Here is a 16,115-nt window from a genome sequence, read left to right on the forward strand (position 1 = left end):
CTACTGCAAGGATGCGTTGACGCTCAACCAGCGCATCCTTCTATTCCCGCCCGCTTTGAAAAGGAGTTTCACGTGAAACACCACACCTTCCACGACGTTGTTGGAGTTGGATTAAGAACCCCTCACCTCGATTACTTTAGCCAAAACAAACCCGAGTTATCTTGGTTAGAAATCCACAGTGAAAACTATTTTCAACCCAACGCTGCAGAGCGCAATCAACTACAAGCATTACGCGAGCGGTATCAAATTAGCTGTCACGGCATTGGTCTGTCACTAGGTTCGGTGGAACGTGTGAATCAAAAGCACCTTGCTCAACTTAAAGCGCTGATTGACTCAATCGACCCGATTCTTGTTTCTGACCATTTGAGTTGGAGTGAAAACGGCGGTCACTACTTTAATGACCTACTTCCACTTCCGTATACGGAAGAAGCGCTCAAAGTGTTCACTCGTAACGTGAATGAAGTGCAGGATTATTTGCAACGCGAGATCTTGATAGAGAACCCATCTAGTTATGTGAAGTTTCAACATTCGACCATCAGCGAATGGGAGTTTCTTACCGAAGTGCAAAAGCGCACTGACTGTCGTTTATTGCTCGATTTAAACAATGTTTATGTCTCGGCGTTCAACCACGGTTTCGATTGCGACACATACCTAGATGCAATTCCAGCCGACAAAGTGGATGAGATTCACTTGGCAGGTTTTACCATCAAACAACTCGACAAAGGTGAGATTTGGATTGATACCCATAGCCGCCCAGTTAGTGATGAAGTTTGGCAGCTGTTCGCGCAGTGGACCAAAAAACACGGTCCACGCCATGCATTGATTGAATGGGACTTGGATATCCCCGCGCCAGAAGTCTTATTAGGAGAAGCGCAGAAAGCATCGCAACTGCTATTGCAAGGCACATTCCCAAGTGAACAAGGCGAACCAAGGAAGGCATCATGAATCTAGCCACCTTACAAAGCCAGTTTGCTAAAGCCCTACATTATCAAGCACTCGGTGAAGATTGCGATATTGCCAGTGATAAGTTTACCGCTGATGAACGCATGCAGATTTACCGCAACAACTTTATCGTCAGCTTAAGCGAGGTATTATCCGCGACCTACCCGATGGTTGAAGCGTTGCTTGGTGAAGAGTGCTTTGAACAGATGGCCCGCCAACATGTTCTCACTTATCCATTGGAAGAAGGAAATGTGGTGCATTATGGCGAAGGCTTTCAAGACACCATCATGCAATTCAGTCAGGTGATCGCACAAGCCCCTTACAGCCCTGAAGTCGCGCTCTTCGAGTGGCATATCGACCTCGCTCGTCAAGCACAGTATGAACAATCCAATGCGGCAGCATTAAAACCGCTTGCGTTACTTGGCGAAGTGAGTGAGGAGCAACAACCCGCTTTGGTTTTGCACCTTAAACAAGGCTGCCGAAGCTTTGACTCCAGCTACGCAGTATTTGATTTGTTCAGAGCGATTCAAACTGGCCAATTCGAACAACTTAATATCAACCAATTACAGCAAGGTGTCATCTCGATTCAAGCCAATGGAGAAGCCTTGTGTCACGCACTCGATGCCGATGTGTTCCAACTGCTGCAATGTTTAGAGCAGAAACAGAGTTTGAGCGAAATACCTGAAGTTTTACTCGCTCATCTCAATAGCATCATGGCACTCGATCTCGTTGACGGCTTTACATTGAAATCAATCTAAGGAGCACTCTATGACGGATACGGTTAAAAACTTAGTGAATCGGTACGACGATTTAATCAGTACCCTACAAGCTGGCTTTGTCCCTTTACTACTTCTATTTTGTCGCTTGTGGGTTGCATGGGTGTTCTTCAATTCAGGGCTAATCAAAATCTCGTCTTGGGATAGCACACTGTATTTATTTGAGCTGGAATACCAAGTGCCAATACTGCCATGGGAATTGGCAGCTTACTTAGGTACAGCTGCAGAATTGGTTCTACCGGTGTTCTTGGCACTAGGATTGATTACCCGTCCGATGGCTGCGATTCTGTTTGTGTTCAACATCATCGCTGTGGTCTCTTACCCGCTGCTGTGGGAGAAAGGTTTCTATGATCACCAACTTTGGGGATTGATGATTCTTGTAGTGATTGTGTGGGGACCAGGACCATTGTCCCTCGACCACATACTGAAGAAGAAAATCACTCACTAAAAAAATCCCCGCATGATGCGGGGATTTTTTTATTATTTGTTCAAGTAAGCCAGTAGCTCTTCAGCTGAGATACCTTGCTTCGCGAGGTCTTTTGCCATCTGCTCTACTTGCTCGCCTTTACGTGATTCAATCACTTGCTGAAATTGATACACAAGATCACGTAATACTGGCACTGGAACTTGTTTTGCCGCGCTACGAATGCGCTCAGAGCTTTGGTTACCTAATTCGTTAAGCAACTTACCAAACATCACCTTTTCTGGTGACTCTTCCATTTGCTCTAGGATACGAGCCATTTCATACGTGGTTAACGACATTACTTTATGAGTTCCGTTATGGTGTCGAGAAAAGTTTGAACGACAAATATACACGCGTTAGGTACATTGGAAAATACTAAATTACCGAGTTTTACGCATTCGCCAATTTCGCATGCCAGTTCTTACCTGCTTTGCTAAACAGAATCACCAAAGCTGGAAGCAATACCCACATATGAATCGCAATCAGGGTTTGTGGATCCAGTGATAAACGCTGTAGCGTACCAACCAACAAGCCAGAGCCGCTCATTTGGAACAAACCAAGTAGTGCAGCCGCAGTACCCGCTTTATCACCAAACGGTTCTAACGCTTTACCAGCTGCCGCGCCAAGAATCCAAGCGAAGCCAACCGATGAGATAAAGATTGGCAGCATGAAAGACAGTGCTGTGTTGTGCTCTTTCATCACCATCATGATCACACCAGAAATCGCCAGTAAGCTGATACCAACAACCAGTGAATTGTGTGTGCCCCAACGATCCATGAACTTAGGCGCAAGCATACAAGCAGCAATGTTGAACGCCGCATTCAGACCAAACCAGAAGGTGAATTCATTCATCGACAAGCCCATGCCTGTCATTAGAACGCCAGGAGCTGAAGTCACGTAAGCAAGAATGACTGCCATCGCCATCAAACACAGTGAAGCGTGGAAGATGAATGATGGTGTGCTCAAGACTGCCCAGTAGCGGCTTAGTTTAAATACCGCCTGCTTTTCTGTTGCAGGGTTGGTTTCCTTCATTCCAAAGAACATCATCGCTCCAGCAATTACAGCGAAACCCGCCATAAAGCTGAAGTTTGCACGCCAATCAAATTGTTGGGTTAACCAACTACCAAGAATCGGTGCTAATGCTGGGATAAAGCAGATCGCGCCGTTAAGGTAGCTGATCATTTTGCCGCTTTTTTCCGGACCAAAGATATCGCGAACTGTTGCAAAGGCTGCTACAGATGTTGCACAAGCACCTAAGCCTTGTAGCAAGCGAGCCGCCAACATCCACTCAATATTTTGAGCACTCCACGCCAATAAAGCGCTCAATGCGTAGATGGTGATGCCTCCCAATGCAACAGTTCGACGTCCGAGTTTATCTGCCAAGGGACCAGCGAATAGCTGACCAACACCCATAGCAAATAGGAACCAAGTGATGGTGTCTTGTGCCAATGCATTTTCTACCTGAAAAGTGGACGCGATAAGAGGCAAAGCAGGTAGATAGATATCAATCGCAAGCGGACTGAACAGAACTAACATGGTCAACAGCGCCATCTGTTTTTTGCTATTTGTAATATGGCTAGACACAAAACACTCCAAATTGAACAAGAACTTTTGAGCAAAGCTTAATCATCTGATGATATGAATGGAAATGATGTATACTCATGACCATTATTCCAATGGGGAAAATCACTGTGAACGTAGAGAAACTGGCACGCATCGACCTCAATTTGCTGGTCTGTTTTAAAGTGCTGATTGAAGAGTTGAATGTCACCCGAGCCGCCCACCGACTGTGCTTGAGTCAGTCTGCTGTAAGCAAATCCTTAGCGAAATTACGTACCCAATTTGATGATCCCCTATTCACTCGAAATTCACACGGATTAACGCCAACACCGCGCGCATTGTTCCTTAAACCGAAACTGGATCTGTTGATAAACCAACTTGAGGTGCTGACTCAACCCGAAGAGTTCTCACCACAGAGCAGTGAATACCGTTTTCAAATCGCAGCAGTGGAGAGTGTCTACCCGCTCATTCTGCCCCACTTCTTGCCGGCAATATTCCAACAAGCACCAGGCGTGACCATCAGCACCCACTCTTGGTCGGAACAAACGTTCAAGATGATTCAACGCGGTGAAATCGATTTAGGCATGACAGGTCGAGATATCGACATCAACGATGCCAAGCTGACTATGCTGCCGCCAGATGACATTTGTGAGCAGGAAATCTATCGTGACCACCAAATGTGTATCGTACGTAAAGACCACCCGGCTTTGCGTGGTAACTGGAACTTAGAAGCTTACCTAGCCCTGCGTCATGTGCAGGTACGTTGTGATGGCAACGACCGTTGGTTGCTCGACTATCGTCTAGCTGACATTGGTCGCGAACGTGATATCGCAGTCACCGTTCCGGACTTTAACAGTGCCGCCAGTTTGTGTTCTTACACTGATTTTGTGTTTACCGCGCCAAGCCACTTTGTGAAGCTGGCAGCCAAGCAACACGACATGGCATTGCTGCCTCTGCCACTCGAATTCCCGCCAATGGCTTACACTTTGTTCTGGCACCGAGACAGAGAAAATGACCCAGCTTTGACTTGGCTACGTACCATGATCACGCAAAAAACCGATCATCTTAGATAAAAATCCCGGACGCGATTTGCGCTCTTACGGTAAAATGAGTAGCTTAACAGTCGATAGTCCTTTTTGGCTCATCTATGGCCTGTTGTACTCCGACTCTATTGAAGTGATTGCGAACCTCAATGGAATCGTAAACTGCATGAAGCAGAAGGAAACAGCTCCCACACCTGAGCATGAAGGAGCGGTAATTTGAAGGAATAACACAGATGCACAACGATACCCAAAGCCGCGTGAATGCAATTCGCGAATGGCTAGCACAACATAATATTGATGCCCTACTTGTCCCTCATGAAGACGAGTACTTGGGCGAATACGTACCAGCGCACAACGAGCGTTTACACTGGCTAACTGGTTTTACTGGTTCTGCTGGTGCTGCGGTAATCACCAAAGACAAAGCCGCTATCTTTGTTGATGGTCGCTACACGGTACAAGTCACTAAGCAGGTTCCTGCTGATCTATTCGAATACCGTCACCTGATTGAAGAGCCTGCACTAGATTGGATTAAAGACCATCTTGCAAATGGCGCGTCTGTGGCAATCGACCCTCGCATGCACAACTCTGCTTGGCTAGACATGGCACAAGCAAAACTTGCAGGTGCACTTGAGCTTAAGATTCTCGACAGCAACCCAATTGATGAGCTGTGGCACGACCGCCCTGCTCCTGTAGTTTCTGATGTTCGCCTAATGGCAACAGAAGCGGTTGGTCAATCAAGTGAAAGCAAACGCCAAGAAATCGCAGCTCTCGTGAAAAAAGCCGGCGCAGACAACGCAGTTATCACAGCACTTGATTCCATCTGTTGGTTGCTCAACGTTCGTGGTCTAGATGTATCACGTCTACCAGTTCTGCTTTCTCACGCGATTCTGCACTCAGATTCAAGCGTGGAATACTTCCTAGATCCAGCTCGCCTACCTGCTGAGTTTGACGCTCATGTTGGTGCGAGAGTAACGGTTCATCACCCAGAAGCATTGCAAGCACGACTAGAAACCCTAACTGGCAAGAATGTACTGGTTGACCCTGCGACAAGTAACGCATGGTTTAAGTTGGTTCTACAAAATGCTGGCGCATCTGTGGTGAGTAAAGCTGATCCATGCCTAATGCCAAAAGCGGCGAAGAACGCAGTTGAAATCGCAGGCATGAAAGCATGTCATATCCGCGATGGCGTGGCGATGAGTAAGTTCCTATCATGGTTAGATGCTGAAGTCGTTGCTGGTAACCTGCATGATGAAGCGACGCTGGCAGACAAACTAGAAGCGTTCCGAAGCGAAGACCCGACACTTATGGATCTTAGCTTCGATACTATTTCGGCAGCAGGTGGCAATGCAGCGATGTGTCACTACAACCACGAGAACCAACCTGAACCTGGCAAGCTAGAGCTGAACACACTTTACCTAGTGGATTCAGGCGGTCAGTACCTAGATGGCACGACAGACATCACGCGTACTATTGCGATCGGTCAGCCTTCACAAGAGATGATTAAACAATTCACTCTTGCGCTAAAAGGTCACATCGGTGTTGCTCGTGCACGCTTCCCGAAAGGCACACGTGGTTACCAAATCGATACGCTAGCTCGTCAGCACCTGTGGGCGGAAGGCTATGATTACGATCACGGTACTGGTCACGGTGTTGGTCACTTCCTAAGTGTTCATGAAGGTCCGGCGAGCATTTCTAAGAAGCAAATCGACGTGCCTCTAACAGAAGGTATGGTGCTATCCAACGAGCCAGGTTACTACCGTGCAGATGCGTTTGGTATCCGTATCGAGAACCTAGAGCTTGTTGTTGAAACCCCAACTAACGGTGACTTCCCTGTTCTGTCATTTGAGTCGCTAACGCGCTGTCCAATCGACAAGCGAAATATCAACGTTGATATGCTAACTCGTCCAGAACTTGCTTGGCTGAATGATTACCATCAGAAGGTATGGGATGAGATCAGCCCACTTGTTGAAGGTGATGTGAAAGAGTGGCTTCGTCAAGCAACGCTACCAGTAGCACATAGCTAGAAGCTAGAAGCTAGAAGCTAGAAAAAGTAGAGGGTTGATGTTTTGCATCAACCCTCTTTTTTTACTTATGTTTCACGTGAAACATAACGATGACCAGTGGCTTTATTTGTAACTTAACCAGAATACGCCGAGTGCCAATCTCGCCATACTGGGTCAAAGCCTTTGGCTCGAATCATATCTTCCACAGAACCAGCACTTCGTTCATCACTGATCTCAAACTGCTCGAGTTCAACATCATCCATCGCATAACCACCCGGCTGAGTTTTCGATGCAGCAGACATACTGGTGATGCCTAACGGTAATGCATTGTCTCTGAACTTCGGTGATTCACGAGTCGATAATGACAACTCCACCTCTGGATTCAACAAACGATAAGCGCAAATCAACTGAACAAGCTGCTTATCCGTCATGACGGATTTTGGTTGGAGCGCACCCTCACAAGGACGCAAACGCGGGAAAGAAATCGAGTAACGAGTCTGCCAATACGTGCGCTCAAGATAGTCCAAGTGCGCAGCCACATAAAAGCAATCGGTACGCCACTCTTCCAATCCTATCAAAGCACCAATACCGATCTTATCGATGCCTGCTTTTGCAAGACGATCGGGTGTATCCAATCGGTATTCGAAATCCATCTTGTTGCCACGCAAATGGTGCTCGGCGTAAGTCGAAGGATGATACGTTTCTTGATAGACCATTACCGCATCCAAACCCAATGTTTTGAGCTCAGCGTATTCGTCTTGATCAAGTGGCTGTACTTCCATCGCCAAATAGTTAAAGCGCTTCTTAATCATAGGCACCATTTCGCGAAAGTATTTCATGCCTACTTTGGTTTCGTGTTCGCCAGTCACCAGCAATACGCTATCGAACTTCATGCGTTTAATGGCTTCAACTTCTGCAGCTACTTCGTCCCTATTCAAGGTACGACGCTTGATTCTATTCTCCATTGAGAAGCCACAATAAGTACAAGCATTGGCGCACAAGTTAGAAAGGTACAATGGAATATAAAGCGACATGGTATTACCAAAACGCTTGCGAGTTGCCGAGTATGACAGCTGCGCCATTTGCTCTAAATACGCTTCAGCCGCTGGTGAAATTAGCGCTTTAAAGTCTTCCAAATCACGTTTGGGTTTATTCAATGCCCGCTCGACATCTTGTGCCGTTTTCGCGTAGATCGACATCGAAATGTCATCCCAATTAAGCTGCTTAAATTGTTCAACGAAGCTCATGCTTTCCTCGCTTAATAGCTAAACCAATCTAGGACTAAAGTTCATCTAGGAATGACGTCAGTGGACTCGACGCAACCGCATGAGAAACCTTACCGGCAAGTCCAGCTTCATAAGCCATACGCCCGGACTCTACCGCCAACTTAAATGCCTTCGCCATCGCAACGGGATCGCTCGAAGCTGCAATCGCTGTATTGACGAGCACGGCATCCGCGCCCATTTCCATCGCACGCGCGGCATGTGAAGGAGCACCAATACCCGCATCAACAACGACAGGAACATTAGCTTGGTCGATGATGATCTCTAGGAAATCGTGAGAAACTATCCCTTTGTTAGAACCGATCGGCGCACCTAATGGCATGACTGCAGCACAGCCTACTTCTTCCAATCGTTTACACAGAACCGGGTCAGCATGACAATAAGGCAGGACAATGAAACCCTCACGAACCAGTTGCTCAGCGGCTGCTAGTGTCTCAATTGGATCGGGCATCAAGTACTTCGGGTCTGGATGAATTTCTAGTTTTAACCAGTTAGTACCCAACGCTTCTCTCGCCAATTGTGCTGCAAACACAGCATCTTTAGCATTCTTTGCACCTGAGGTGTTCGGCAATAAGTTCACACCCGCTTGTACTAACGGCAGCAAAATATCGTCTTGTTGGTCGTTCACATCCACACGCTTCAACGCCATGGTCGCAAGTTGAGAACCCGATACTTGAATCGCTTCTGCCATTAATCGGCTGTTGGCAAACTTCCCTGTTCCCGTGAACAGTCTTGATTCGAATTGTTTATCACCAATTTTAAGCATCGACTTTAACCCCCTGCGATCGCTTGAAACAAAGAGATGCTATCTCCCTGTGAAAGAACTGTGCTAGCCCACTCACTGCGCGGCACAACATTGTTATTAATTGCAAAAACGCAGCCCATTTCAGGCAGCGCAAATTGACTAATGATTTGCTGTAAATTTGACTCACTGGCAACTTGATGTGACTGGTCATTGATGACAATAGTGATCACATCTAAGTCAGCAGCTGTCATTTGTGTTGTTTGTTGTTCTGATAACGTCATTGCTTCCAACTCTCTTAATTCTGCCCATTACTCGTAAGCTAAATCTGAGCACACACTTGGCACTGTTTATCTTTACTTATCGCCATGGTTTGCCATTGCAGCTTCAATCCATCGAACAGGTGTAACTTGGCAGTCTCGACATGAAACTTTCCCGTCGCCAGTTTTTGAATTGCCGCTATCGCTTGGTAGTTGCCAAGTGTACCCACCACCGGACCGACGACACCGCTCTCTCTGCACTTTTGCGTTTGCGGTAATTCGTCGAACGGATACAAACAGCGATAACAGGCTTTACTCTGCGATTCTTGTTCACTTGGTATTTGGTAATCAAAGACAGCGAATTGCCCTTGCCAACCAATTGCTGCCGCCGAGATGAGCGGCGTATTTTGTTCGAAACAAACTTGGTTAATGAGCTGGCGCGTTGGCATGTTATCGGTGCAGTCGAGCACCACATCCGCCAGCATCACCTCAAGCTGGAGCTGTGCTTTGTCTAATCGCTTATTGAGAGCACGAACTTGGACCATAGAATTAAGTTCATTGAGTTGCTTTACAGTCGCTTTTGTTTTCGCAACTTGGAGGTCTTGTTCACGATAAATGATCTGACGCTGTAGGTTACTGCTATCAACTTCATCGTCATCAACCACAACCAATTTACCAACACCCGCTGATGCCAAGTACAAACTCGCTGCGCTCCCTAACCCACCACAACCGATGATCAGCACATGCGATTTGCTCAAACGCTCTTGCCCAATTTCGGCAATTTCAGGCAGAGCGACTTGGCGCTGATAGCGAAGGAACTGCTTATCCGTGAGCATGCTCGCCTCTCTTGGTATGCGCTAATTCACTATTCTGATCAGTAAACGTTAGCTGTCTTTCCTTCATCAGTTGTGCGAAGAACTCGATAACGGATTGAGGTGATTCTGCCAACGTAATAGCACGCACTACTGCTAAACTAGAGACGCCCGTTTGCCAAACTTGGTTTGCATTAGATTGGTCAATACCACCAATCGCGACCGTCGGAAAGCCTCGTACATAACCACTAACTTCTTTGTCTTTTGAAGGACGGAAAGCCGACTCTATGTTTCCATAAGGAATGCTATCAATCAGCTTTTGATACAGTGCCAGGCGGACCAAACCTTGTGGTTTCGATGGCATCTGTTTTGTGGTGGTAGGGAAAATATGCCCTAGCGCGATGTAACTAGGATGAATTTGTACGATGCGCAGTAGCTCATAATAACCATGAGTAGAAAGACCAAGACGAATGCCGGCTTTAGTTAGCTGAGCCAAATTCGATTCTTCTATGTCTTCTTGTCCTAGGTGAACGCCATAAGCGCCATGCTTGATTGCCAACTGCCAATAGTCATTGATGAACACTTGTGCTTGATACTGACGACCTAGCTCAATTGCTCGAATGATCTGTTGTTCTAAATCGGCTTGTTGTGGGTTCTTGATTCGCAGTTGAATAGTGTTGATGCCTAGTGGCAATAGAAGTTCAATCCAAGCAACATCATCAACGACTGGATAGAGCCCTAAACTTTGCTTAGTCAGAGTTGGAAAGCTAACGCTCTCGCCTTGTGCAGACCAACCAACTTGAATACCTAGTCGGCTATCCTCCAGTACAGGTGTGGGGAAATCATCAAATTGGTCAGCCCACTGAGTAGTTCTTCCCTCACCAAGGTTGTCATTCAACAGTGTTTCACGTGAAACATTCGCTTGTTGAGTTAGCATTCCTCGAGCAAGTGTTAACGCATCTTCGATAGGAAAATCGAGTACTGTCAGCGTTACTGTCCAAGCAAGGTGATGTTCGGGATCGAACATTGCGTTGAATTTGGACTTAACGGAAAGCGCTCTCACTTCGTTATTAATTGGGTGACGCCAGATATCAAGCTGAAGCACTTTCTCCTTTTCATCGGATACCTGCGTATCAGCAATGCCAATATAAATCGCTTTCGACGGTTGCTTAGAACACGCTTCTACCGATAAAGCAGAGCGGTAATAGAGCATAAATGAACTCTCATGCTCAGAGTGATAACCATCAATAAGATCTGTCGTTATGCGTGTGGTCTGTTGGTCGCGAACAAGCTGAATAGATTGAGTTGGGCTCACACCCAACTCAATGTCTTCGATGCTAAAACCCTGTTCCTTCGCCAACAACAAACATTGTTGAACTAATCCTGTTAGATCAATCAATGATGACGGAATAAGGATTTTGCTCATTAGTCACTTACCTCGGCATGTGCTGCTGGGTGGTATAATTCAGAACCTGTATCTCTAAATTCTTGCGATTTCTGACGCATCCCCTCAAGAGGATCATCCAGCATTTTGATGGAGATAGCTTGGTCCGCAGCAACTTGCTCAGTATCTTTCGCGTATTCTCGTACCTCTTGCGAAATCTTCATCGAGCAGAACTTTGGTCCGCACATCGAACAGAAGTGAGCAACTTTTCCAGACTCTTGAGGCAAGGTTTCATCATGGAAAGCGCGTGCGGTATCTGGGTCGAGCGACAAGTTAAATTGGTCTTCCCAACGGAACTCGAAGCGAGCTTTAGAAAGCGCGTTATCACGAACTTGTGCACCAGGGTGTCCCTTCGCTAAATCAGCGGCGTGCGCAGCAAGCTTGTAAGTGATCATGCCTACTTTCACGTCTTCTTTGTTTGGTAAACCGAGGTGCTCTTTCGGAGTTACGTAGCAAAGCATTGCACAGCCATACCAACCAATCATGGCAGCGCCGATGCCTGACGTAATATGATCGTAACCAGGAGCGACGTCTGTCGTCAGCGGACCAAGGGTGTAGAAAGGAGCCTCATGACAGTGCTCTAACTGCTCTTCCATGTTCTCTTTGATCATATGCATTGGAACATGACCAGGGCCTTCGATAATAACCTGTACGTCGTATTCCCACGCTATCTTGGTTAACTCACCAAGGGTGCGAAGCTCTGCAAATTGCGCTTCATCGTTAGCATCGGCAACCGAGCCAGGACGCAGACCATCACCGAGAGAAAGTGCCACATCATACTTAGCACAGATTTCGCAGATCTCTCGGAAGTGGGTATATAAGAAGCTTTCTTGGTGATGCGCTAAACACCATTTCGCGATGATAGAACCACCACGAGAGACGATGCCAGTAACGCGTTTTGCTGTCATCGGTACATAGCGCAGTAGTAAACCGGCATGGATGGTGAAGTAATCAACGCCCTGCTCTGCTTGCTCGATCAGAGTATCGCGCATCACTTCCCAGTTAAGGTTTTCCGCCACACCATTCACTTTCTCAAGCGCTTGATACATTGGTACGGTACCGATCGGAACTGGACTGTTACGTAGAATCCACTCGCGAGTTTCGTGAATATTACGTCCAGTAGAGAGATCCATAACGGTATCTCCACCCCAGCGCGTTGCCCATACTAACTTCTCTACTTCTTCTTCAATCGAAGAAGTGACCGATGAGTTACCGATGTTGGCGTTCACTTTGACCAAAAAGTTACGTCCAATGATCATTGGTTCGGATTCTGGGTGGTTGATATTGGAAGGGATAATCGCGCGACCTTCGGCGACTTCTTTACGCACAAACTCGGCGGTAATGTCTTTTGGAAGATTCGCTCCGAAGCTTTGACCCGGATGCTGTTGATTCAGCACTTCATCACGGTATTGAGCGCGCCCCATATTTTCACGTAGGGCGATGTATTCCATTTCTGGGGTGATAATACCCTTGCGAGCGTAGTGCAATTGAGTCACGCACTGCCCAACTTTAGCACGTCGAATACGTGGTAGATTGCCGTAACGAAGATCGTCTAGCGTTTCATCTTCTAAGCGTTCTTTGGTGTATACCGAACTTACTTCATCAAGTAGCTCAGTATCGGCACGCTCTTCAATCCACCTTTCTCTCAGCTTAGGTAAGCCGTTGTAGAGGTCTATGGCGTGTTCTGGGTCTGTATATACACCCGAGGTATCGTAAACGCGTACTGGCTCATTAGGCTCGAAAATAGGCGCTTCTTTTGTGCCTCCAATAAGGCTATCAGCGAGTGATATTTCACGCATTGGCACACGAATATCAGGACGTGAACCCTCTACGTAGACTTTGCTTGAATTTGGGTACGGTTGTACCGAGAGTGTATCAATGAACTGTTTTGCTTCCAGTCTCGCTTGCTTGCGACTCGACATAGCATTTTTCCTTGCTTTGTTATGCTTAGATAAAAAGTATTGGGATAAAAATGCTTGGCGGATAGATGCGACAAGAGGAATCGAATTAAGGACAGATTGAGCGAGTGCTCTTCGTCTATAACAACATTCGACTATTTGATAGGTCAACCAGATAGAACTCTGGTGTAGATATCTTCTCTTGTTCCCTTCGCAGATTCTAATCTGATCAGGTTCAACGGATCCCGAATTAACGGTCTCAGCCTTATGGCACTCCGACAAGTGAAATCAGTATATAAAAACGGCTTGGTTAAACCAAGCCGACCTGATTAAGATTTGAGTGTTTTTGCTAGCTACGCATCAATAATTGGAAACCAATCCACGCAGCCGAAATGCTTAACACGACATTCAGCAATACATTCAATCCCATCTTAAAGAAGGCACCCTGCTGCATAAGCAACACGTTATCCATCGAGAAGGTAGAGAATGTAGTTAATGCGCCCAAAAAGCCAAGCCCGATAATTTGACGCCATGGGTCAGTGACCATTAACTCAGTTTCAAACGCAGCAATTAGTAGACCCATAATAAATGAGCCAACAACGTTAACCGTTAATGTACCGTATGGAAAACCACGACCAAGTAGCATCACACAAAGTTCAGAAATTAAGTAACGAGAACATGCACCAAATGCCCCACCCAATGCAATAAAACCCAAAACGGATAGTTGCCCCATAATTCCCCCAGAAAAGTTAATGGCGACATTGTAATCAAATTTACGGCAATAGTGATTATACAATCTTAGAATTCAGCAAAGTATACGCTTAAAACTTATCAAGATTTAAAAAGTTACAGGAGTCACTTTACTTCAATATAACCCATCAACCCCGTCTTCATGTGTTCGATCACATGACAATGGTACATCCAACGCCCTGGGTTATCTGCAACAAATGCCGCTTTCGCACTGCCATTTTTTCCAAGTAAGACCGTATCGGTATGAAACGGCTCATCGAGTTTTTTGCCATCTAATTCAAGAACGGTAAATGTATGTCCATGAAGATGAATAGGATGATGATATTGGGTGACGTTCTTAAGGTTGAAGATATAGGTTTTTCCCACCTCCAATGTTGAAAGCGGCGCAGGAATATTATCTTTACTCATTCCCTCCCAAGCTCGTTTATTCATTAGCCAAAACTTAGGTATCGCTTTGCCCGATTTATCGGCAGGAGTGACTGCCCCCTCCCATTCAAACACATAATCAATTTGCTCAGCATTTTCCAAATCAAGATCAGGCACAGGGTTAAGAGGCAATAAAGGCAGTTTCTGATTGGTCGGCAGGTCAGACTCAACAACTTCGAACTCACACAAAGGGAATGGGAAGCGCCCTTTCATTTGACGCACATAAACACGTTCTCCTGCCCTTGGAGCAATCAATCCGACATCTAACCTCATTCCCGGACCAATTTTGTGTTGAGTGAGCTTATAAGGCGTTTTAACAGGATTCCCATCAATAGCAATAACCCAAGCCTCTGCTCCTTCTATAGCGATCGGGTAAGTAATGGTGTTATCGACATTAGCAATTCTTAATCGTGTGGTAGCATTCTGCTTCAACGCATAAACAGGTTCATGAACACCATTAACACTACCCCACTCTCCTGGCGTTCCCATGCGTGCACTCAAGCGCGGCACCATTAGATTCTTCCACTGACCTTGTTTGTCTAAATGCCAATGCTTGAGAACGACTTCATGCTCTTCATTAAACTGAACAGGCTCAGCCTCTTCAACGATAATTAGACCAACTAACCCCATACCAAGCTGCTTAACGCTATTCATATGTGGGTGATACCAAAACGTACCCGCATCTGGCGGTGTAAATTCATAAACGAATGTTTCACCCGGCATGATTGGCGGCTGGCTCAAGAAAGGGACACCATCCATTTCAATAGGGATTCGCAAGCCATGCCAGTGGATTGTAGTTGGCTCTGAAAGCTTGTTGGTAAATCGGATAATAACTTTCTCGCCTTGGCGACAACGAATCGTAGGAGCTGGAATCGATCCATTAAACGCGAGTACATCCGTATTAAACCCTGGTACTAATTCAGCAATAGAAGGCTCTGCAGTGATGTCGTATATATGCTGACCTTGTTTGTTAGTACTCTTAGATAGAGAACATGCAGGCAGAAAGGTAAGCGCAGAGATCGCTAAGGAAGATTGAAGAAAGCGTCGACGAGATATATCCATGTATTTAGTCACTCATTATTCCAATTGATGTGAGTGTAACTAAATATTAATAATGATTCTCACTTATCTTTTAAAGATGTGCACTTATGATGCTTAGGGTCAGAGATTGTAAGTGAAGATCCATATATTGTGGGCACTAAAAAGGTAGTAAGCACCTACATACATATAGTAAGTAAAAGAGATCGGTTTAAGAAGGAAGGAGCTTAATGGTAAATAAGGCTAGAGCAAGTAGGAAATTGAAGGCTCTAAAAACGACGAAAGCCTTGCTATTTCTAGCAAGGCTTTCTAAATAAGTGGTAGAGCGGCTGGGCTTGCACGCAAGCGGGACTCGTTGGTCGTAGACCAAAATAATAGCGCAAACGAAAAAGCCCTAGCATTTCTGCTAGGGCTTTGTCTGAATAAGTGGCGGAGCGGACGGGACTCGAACCCGCGACCCCCGGCGTGACAGGCCGGTATTCTAACCAACTGAACTACCGCTCCGCACTGGTTAGACCTAAAGTCTAAATTTAAAGCCTGGCGATGTCCTACTCTCACATGGGGAAGCCCCACACTACCATCGGCGCTAATTCGTTTCACTTCTGAGTTCGGAATGGAAGTCAGGTGGGTCCAAATCGCTATGGTCGCCAAGCAAATTCTTTAATCTGGAAAACT

General features: G+C 46.1%; 15 protein-coding genes, 1 tRNA gene, 1 rRNA gene and 1 riboswitch. Of the genes, 5 read left to right on the forward strand and 12 right to left on the reverse strand.

What is annotated here, in order from left to right; all coding sequences use genetic code 11:
* Window positions 1-72: 72 nt before the first annotated feature.
* The 3 genes from bufB to QTO06_RS21770 are packed head-to-tail and all read left to right on the forward strand — an operon-like array spanning window position 73 to window position 2,166.
* On the forward strand, window positions 73-945 hold the full coding sequence (bufB, locus tag QTO06_RS21760; protein ID WP_331409758.1) for an MNIO family bufferin maturase: 873 nt from the start codon (window positions 73-75) through the stop codon (window positions 943-945).
* Entirely contained in the window at window positions 942-1,700 is a 759-nt protein-coding gene (locus tag QTO06_RS21765; protein ID WP_331409759.1) for an HvfC/BufC N-terminal domain-containing protein, read from the forward strand. The genes bufB and QTO06_RS21765 overlap by 4 nt, the downstream gene beginning before the upstream one ends.
* 10 nt (window positions 1,701-1,710) lie before the next feature.
* On the forward strand, window positions 1,711-2,166 hold the full coding sequence (locus QTO06_RS21770; protein ID WP_009705200.1) for a DoxX family protein: 456 nt from the start codon (window positions 1,711-1,713) through the stop codon (window positions 2,164-2,166).
* A 32-nt stretch (window positions 2,167-2,198) separates the two neighbouring features.
* Here the strand turns inward: QTO06_RS21770 and tsrA are convergent, their stop codons facing one another.
* Both tsrA and QTO06_RS21780 read right to left on the reverse strand, forming a co-directional pair.
* Window positions 2,199-2,480, reverse strand: coding sequence for an H-NS-like global regulator TsrA (gene tsrA, locus QTO06_RS21775; protein ID WP_005443411.1), 282 nt, complete (start codon window positions 2,478-2,480; stop codon window positions 2,199-2,201).
* Between the two features lie 91 nt (window positions 2,481-2,571).
* The gene (locus QTO06_RS21780; protein ID WP_201773543.1) at window positions 2,572-3,765 is read right to left on the reverse strand and encodes a multidrug effflux MFS transporter; all 1,194 of its coding nucleotides are present in this window, start codon (window positions 3,763-3,765) and stop codon (window positions 2,572-2,574) included.
* Between the two features lie 107 nt (window positions 3,766-3,872).
* On the opposite strand from QTO06_RS21780, the gene QTO06_RS21785 reads away from it, so the two are divergent.
* Both QTO06_RS21785 and QTO06_RS21790 read left to right on the forward strand, forming a co-directional pair.
* Complete coding sequence (locus QTO06_RS21785; protein WP_005447244.1) at window positions 3,873-4,814, forward strand: LysR substrate-binding domain-containing protein; 942 nt, start codon at window positions 3,873-3,875, stop codon at window positions 4,812-4,814.
* A 203-nt stretch (window positions 4,815-5,017) separates the two neighbouring features.
* Entirely contained in the window at window positions 5,018-6,808 is a 1,791-nt protein-coding gene (locus QTO06_RS21790) for an aminopeptidase P family protein (protein ID WP_331409762.1), read from the forward strand.
* Window positions 6,809-6,921: 113 nt separating this feature from the next.
* On the opposite strand, the gene thiH is transcribed toward QTO06_RS21790, so the two are convergent.
* From thiH to rrf, 10 genes are all read right to left on the reverse strand, one after another.
* Window positions 6,922-8,034, reverse strand: a complete 1,113-nt coding sequence (thiH, locus tag QTO06_RS21795) for a 2-iminoacetate synthase ThiH (RefSeq protein WP_039988745.1) — start codon at window positions 8,032-8,034, stop codon at window positions 6,922-6,924.
* A gap of 34 nt (window positions 8,035-8,068) precedes the next feature.
* Window positions 8,069-8,836 (reverse strand): thiazole synthase, encoded by a 768-nt coding sequence (locus tag QTO06_RS21800; RefSeq protein ID WP_005397059.1) that lies wholly within the window; start codon window positions 8,834-8,836, stop codon window positions 8,069-8,071.
* Window positions 8,837-8,841: 5 nt separating this feature from the next.
* Entirely contained in the window at window positions 8,842-9,096 is a 255-nt protein-coding gene (thiS, locus tag QTO06_RS21805; RefSeq protein WP_005378804.1) for a sulfur carrier protein ThiS, read from the reverse strand.
* Between the two features lie 38 nt (window positions 9,097-9,134).
* Window positions 9,135-9,908, reverse strand: a complete 774-nt coding sequence (locus QTO06_RS21810) for a HesA/MoeB/ThiF family protein (protein ID WP_331409763.1) — start codon at window positions 9,906-9,908, stop codon at window positions 9,135-9,137.
* The gene (locus QTO06_RS21815; protein ID WP_331409764.1) at window positions 9,895-11,310 is read right to left on the reverse strand and encodes a thiamine phosphate synthase; all 1,416 of its coding nucleotides are present in this window, start codon (window positions 11,308-11,310) and stop codon (window positions 9,895-9,897) included. Before QTO06_RS21815 ends, QTO06_RS21810 begins: the two co-directional genes overlap by 14 nt.
* Complete coding sequence (gene thiC, locus QTO06_RS21820; RefSeq protein ID WP_331409765.1) at window positions 11,310-13,250, reverse strand: phosphomethylpyrimidine synthase ThiC; 1,941 nt, start codon at window positions 13,248-13,250, stop codon at window positions 11,310-11,312. Before thiC ends, QTO06_RS21815 begins: the two co-directional genes overlap by 1 nt.
* A gap of 165 nt (window positions 13,251-13,415) precedes the next feature.
* Window positions 13,416-13,514, reverse strand: a riboswitch (TPP riboswitch).
* A 61-nt stretch (window positions 13,515-13,575) separates the two neighbouring features.
* The gene (gene crcB / locus QTO06_RS21825) at window positions 13,576-13,959 is read right to left on the reverse strand and encodes a fluoride efflux transporter CrcB (RefSeq protein WP_005430379.1); all 384 of its coding nucleotides are present in this window, start codon (window positions 13,957-13,959) and stop codon (window positions 13,576-13,578) included.
* 122 nt (window positions 13,960-14,081) lie between these two features.
* Entirely contained in the window at window positions 14,082-15,464 is a 1,383-nt protein-coding gene (locus QTO06_RS21830) for a multicopper oxidase family protein (RefSeq protein WP_331409766.1), read from the reverse strand.
* A 403-nt stretch (window positions 15,465-15,867) separates the two neighbouring features.
* A tRNA-Asp gene (locus QTO06_RS21835) sits at window positions 15,868-15,944 on the reverse strand.
* A 31-nt stretch (window positions 15,945-15,975) separates the two neighbouring features.
* Window positions 15,976-16,092 (reverse strand): 5S ribosomal RNA (rrf, locus tag QTO06_RS21840).
* Window positions 16,093-16,115: the final 23 nt, after the last annotated feature.

This window comes from Vibrio sp. M260121 (assembly GCF_036533715.1).
In the GTDB taxonomy this organism is placed as follows: domain Bacteria; phylum Pseudomonadota; class Gammaproteobacteria; order Enterobacterales; family Vibrionaceae; genus Vibrio.

Excerpts from the sequence above, each read along its gene's own strand:
- QTO06_RS21765 (WP_331409759.1), top strand. The coding sequence starts at position 942 with ATGAATCTAGCCACCTTACAAAGCCAGTTTGCTAAAGCCCTACATTAT.
- QTO06_RS21770 (WP_009705200.1), top strand. The coding sequence starts at position 1,711 with ATGACGGATACGGTTAAAAACTTAGTGAATCGGTACGACGATTTAATC.
- tsrA (WP_005443411.1), bottom strand. The coding sequence starts at position 2,480 with ATGTCGTTAACCACGTATGAAATGGCTCGTATCCTAGAGCAAATGGAA.
- QTO06_RS21790 (WP_331409762.1), top strand. The coding sequence starts at position 5,018 with ATGCACAACGATACCCAAAGCCGCGTGAATGCAATTCGCGAATGGCTA.
- thiH (WP_039988745.1), bottom strand. The coding sequence starts at position 8,034 with ATGAGCTTCGTTGAACAATTTAAGCAGCTTAATTGGGATGACATTTCG.
- QTO06_RS21800 (WP_005397059.1), bottom strand. The coding sequence starts at position 8,836 with ATGCTTAAAATTGGTGATAAACAATTCGAATCAAGACTGTTCACGGGA.
- thiS (WP_005378804.1), bottom strand. The coding sequence starts at position 9,096 with ATGACGTTATCAGAACAACAAACAACACAAATGACAGCTGCTGACTTA.
- QTO06_RS21810 (WP_331409763.1), bottom strand. The coding sequence starts at position 9,908 with ATGCTCACGGATAAGCAGTTCCTTCGCTATCAGCGCCAAGTCGCTCTG.
- QTO06_RS21815 (WP_331409764.1), bottom strand. The coding sequence starts at position 11,310 with ATGAGCAAAATCCTTATTCCGTCATCATTGATTGATCTAACAGGATTA.
- thiC (WP_331409765.1), bottom strand. The coding sequence starts at position 13,250 with ATGTCGAGTCGCAAGCAAGCGAGACTGGAAGCAAAACAGTTCATTGAT.
- crcB (WP_005430379.1), bottom strand. The coding sequence starts at position 13,959 with ATGGGGCAACTATCCGTTTTGGGTTTTATTGCATTGGGTGGGGCATTT.
- QTO06_RS21830 (WP_331409766.1), bottom strand. The coding sequence starts at position 15,464 with ATGGATATATCTCGTCGACGCTTTCTTCAATCTTCCTTAGCGATCTCT.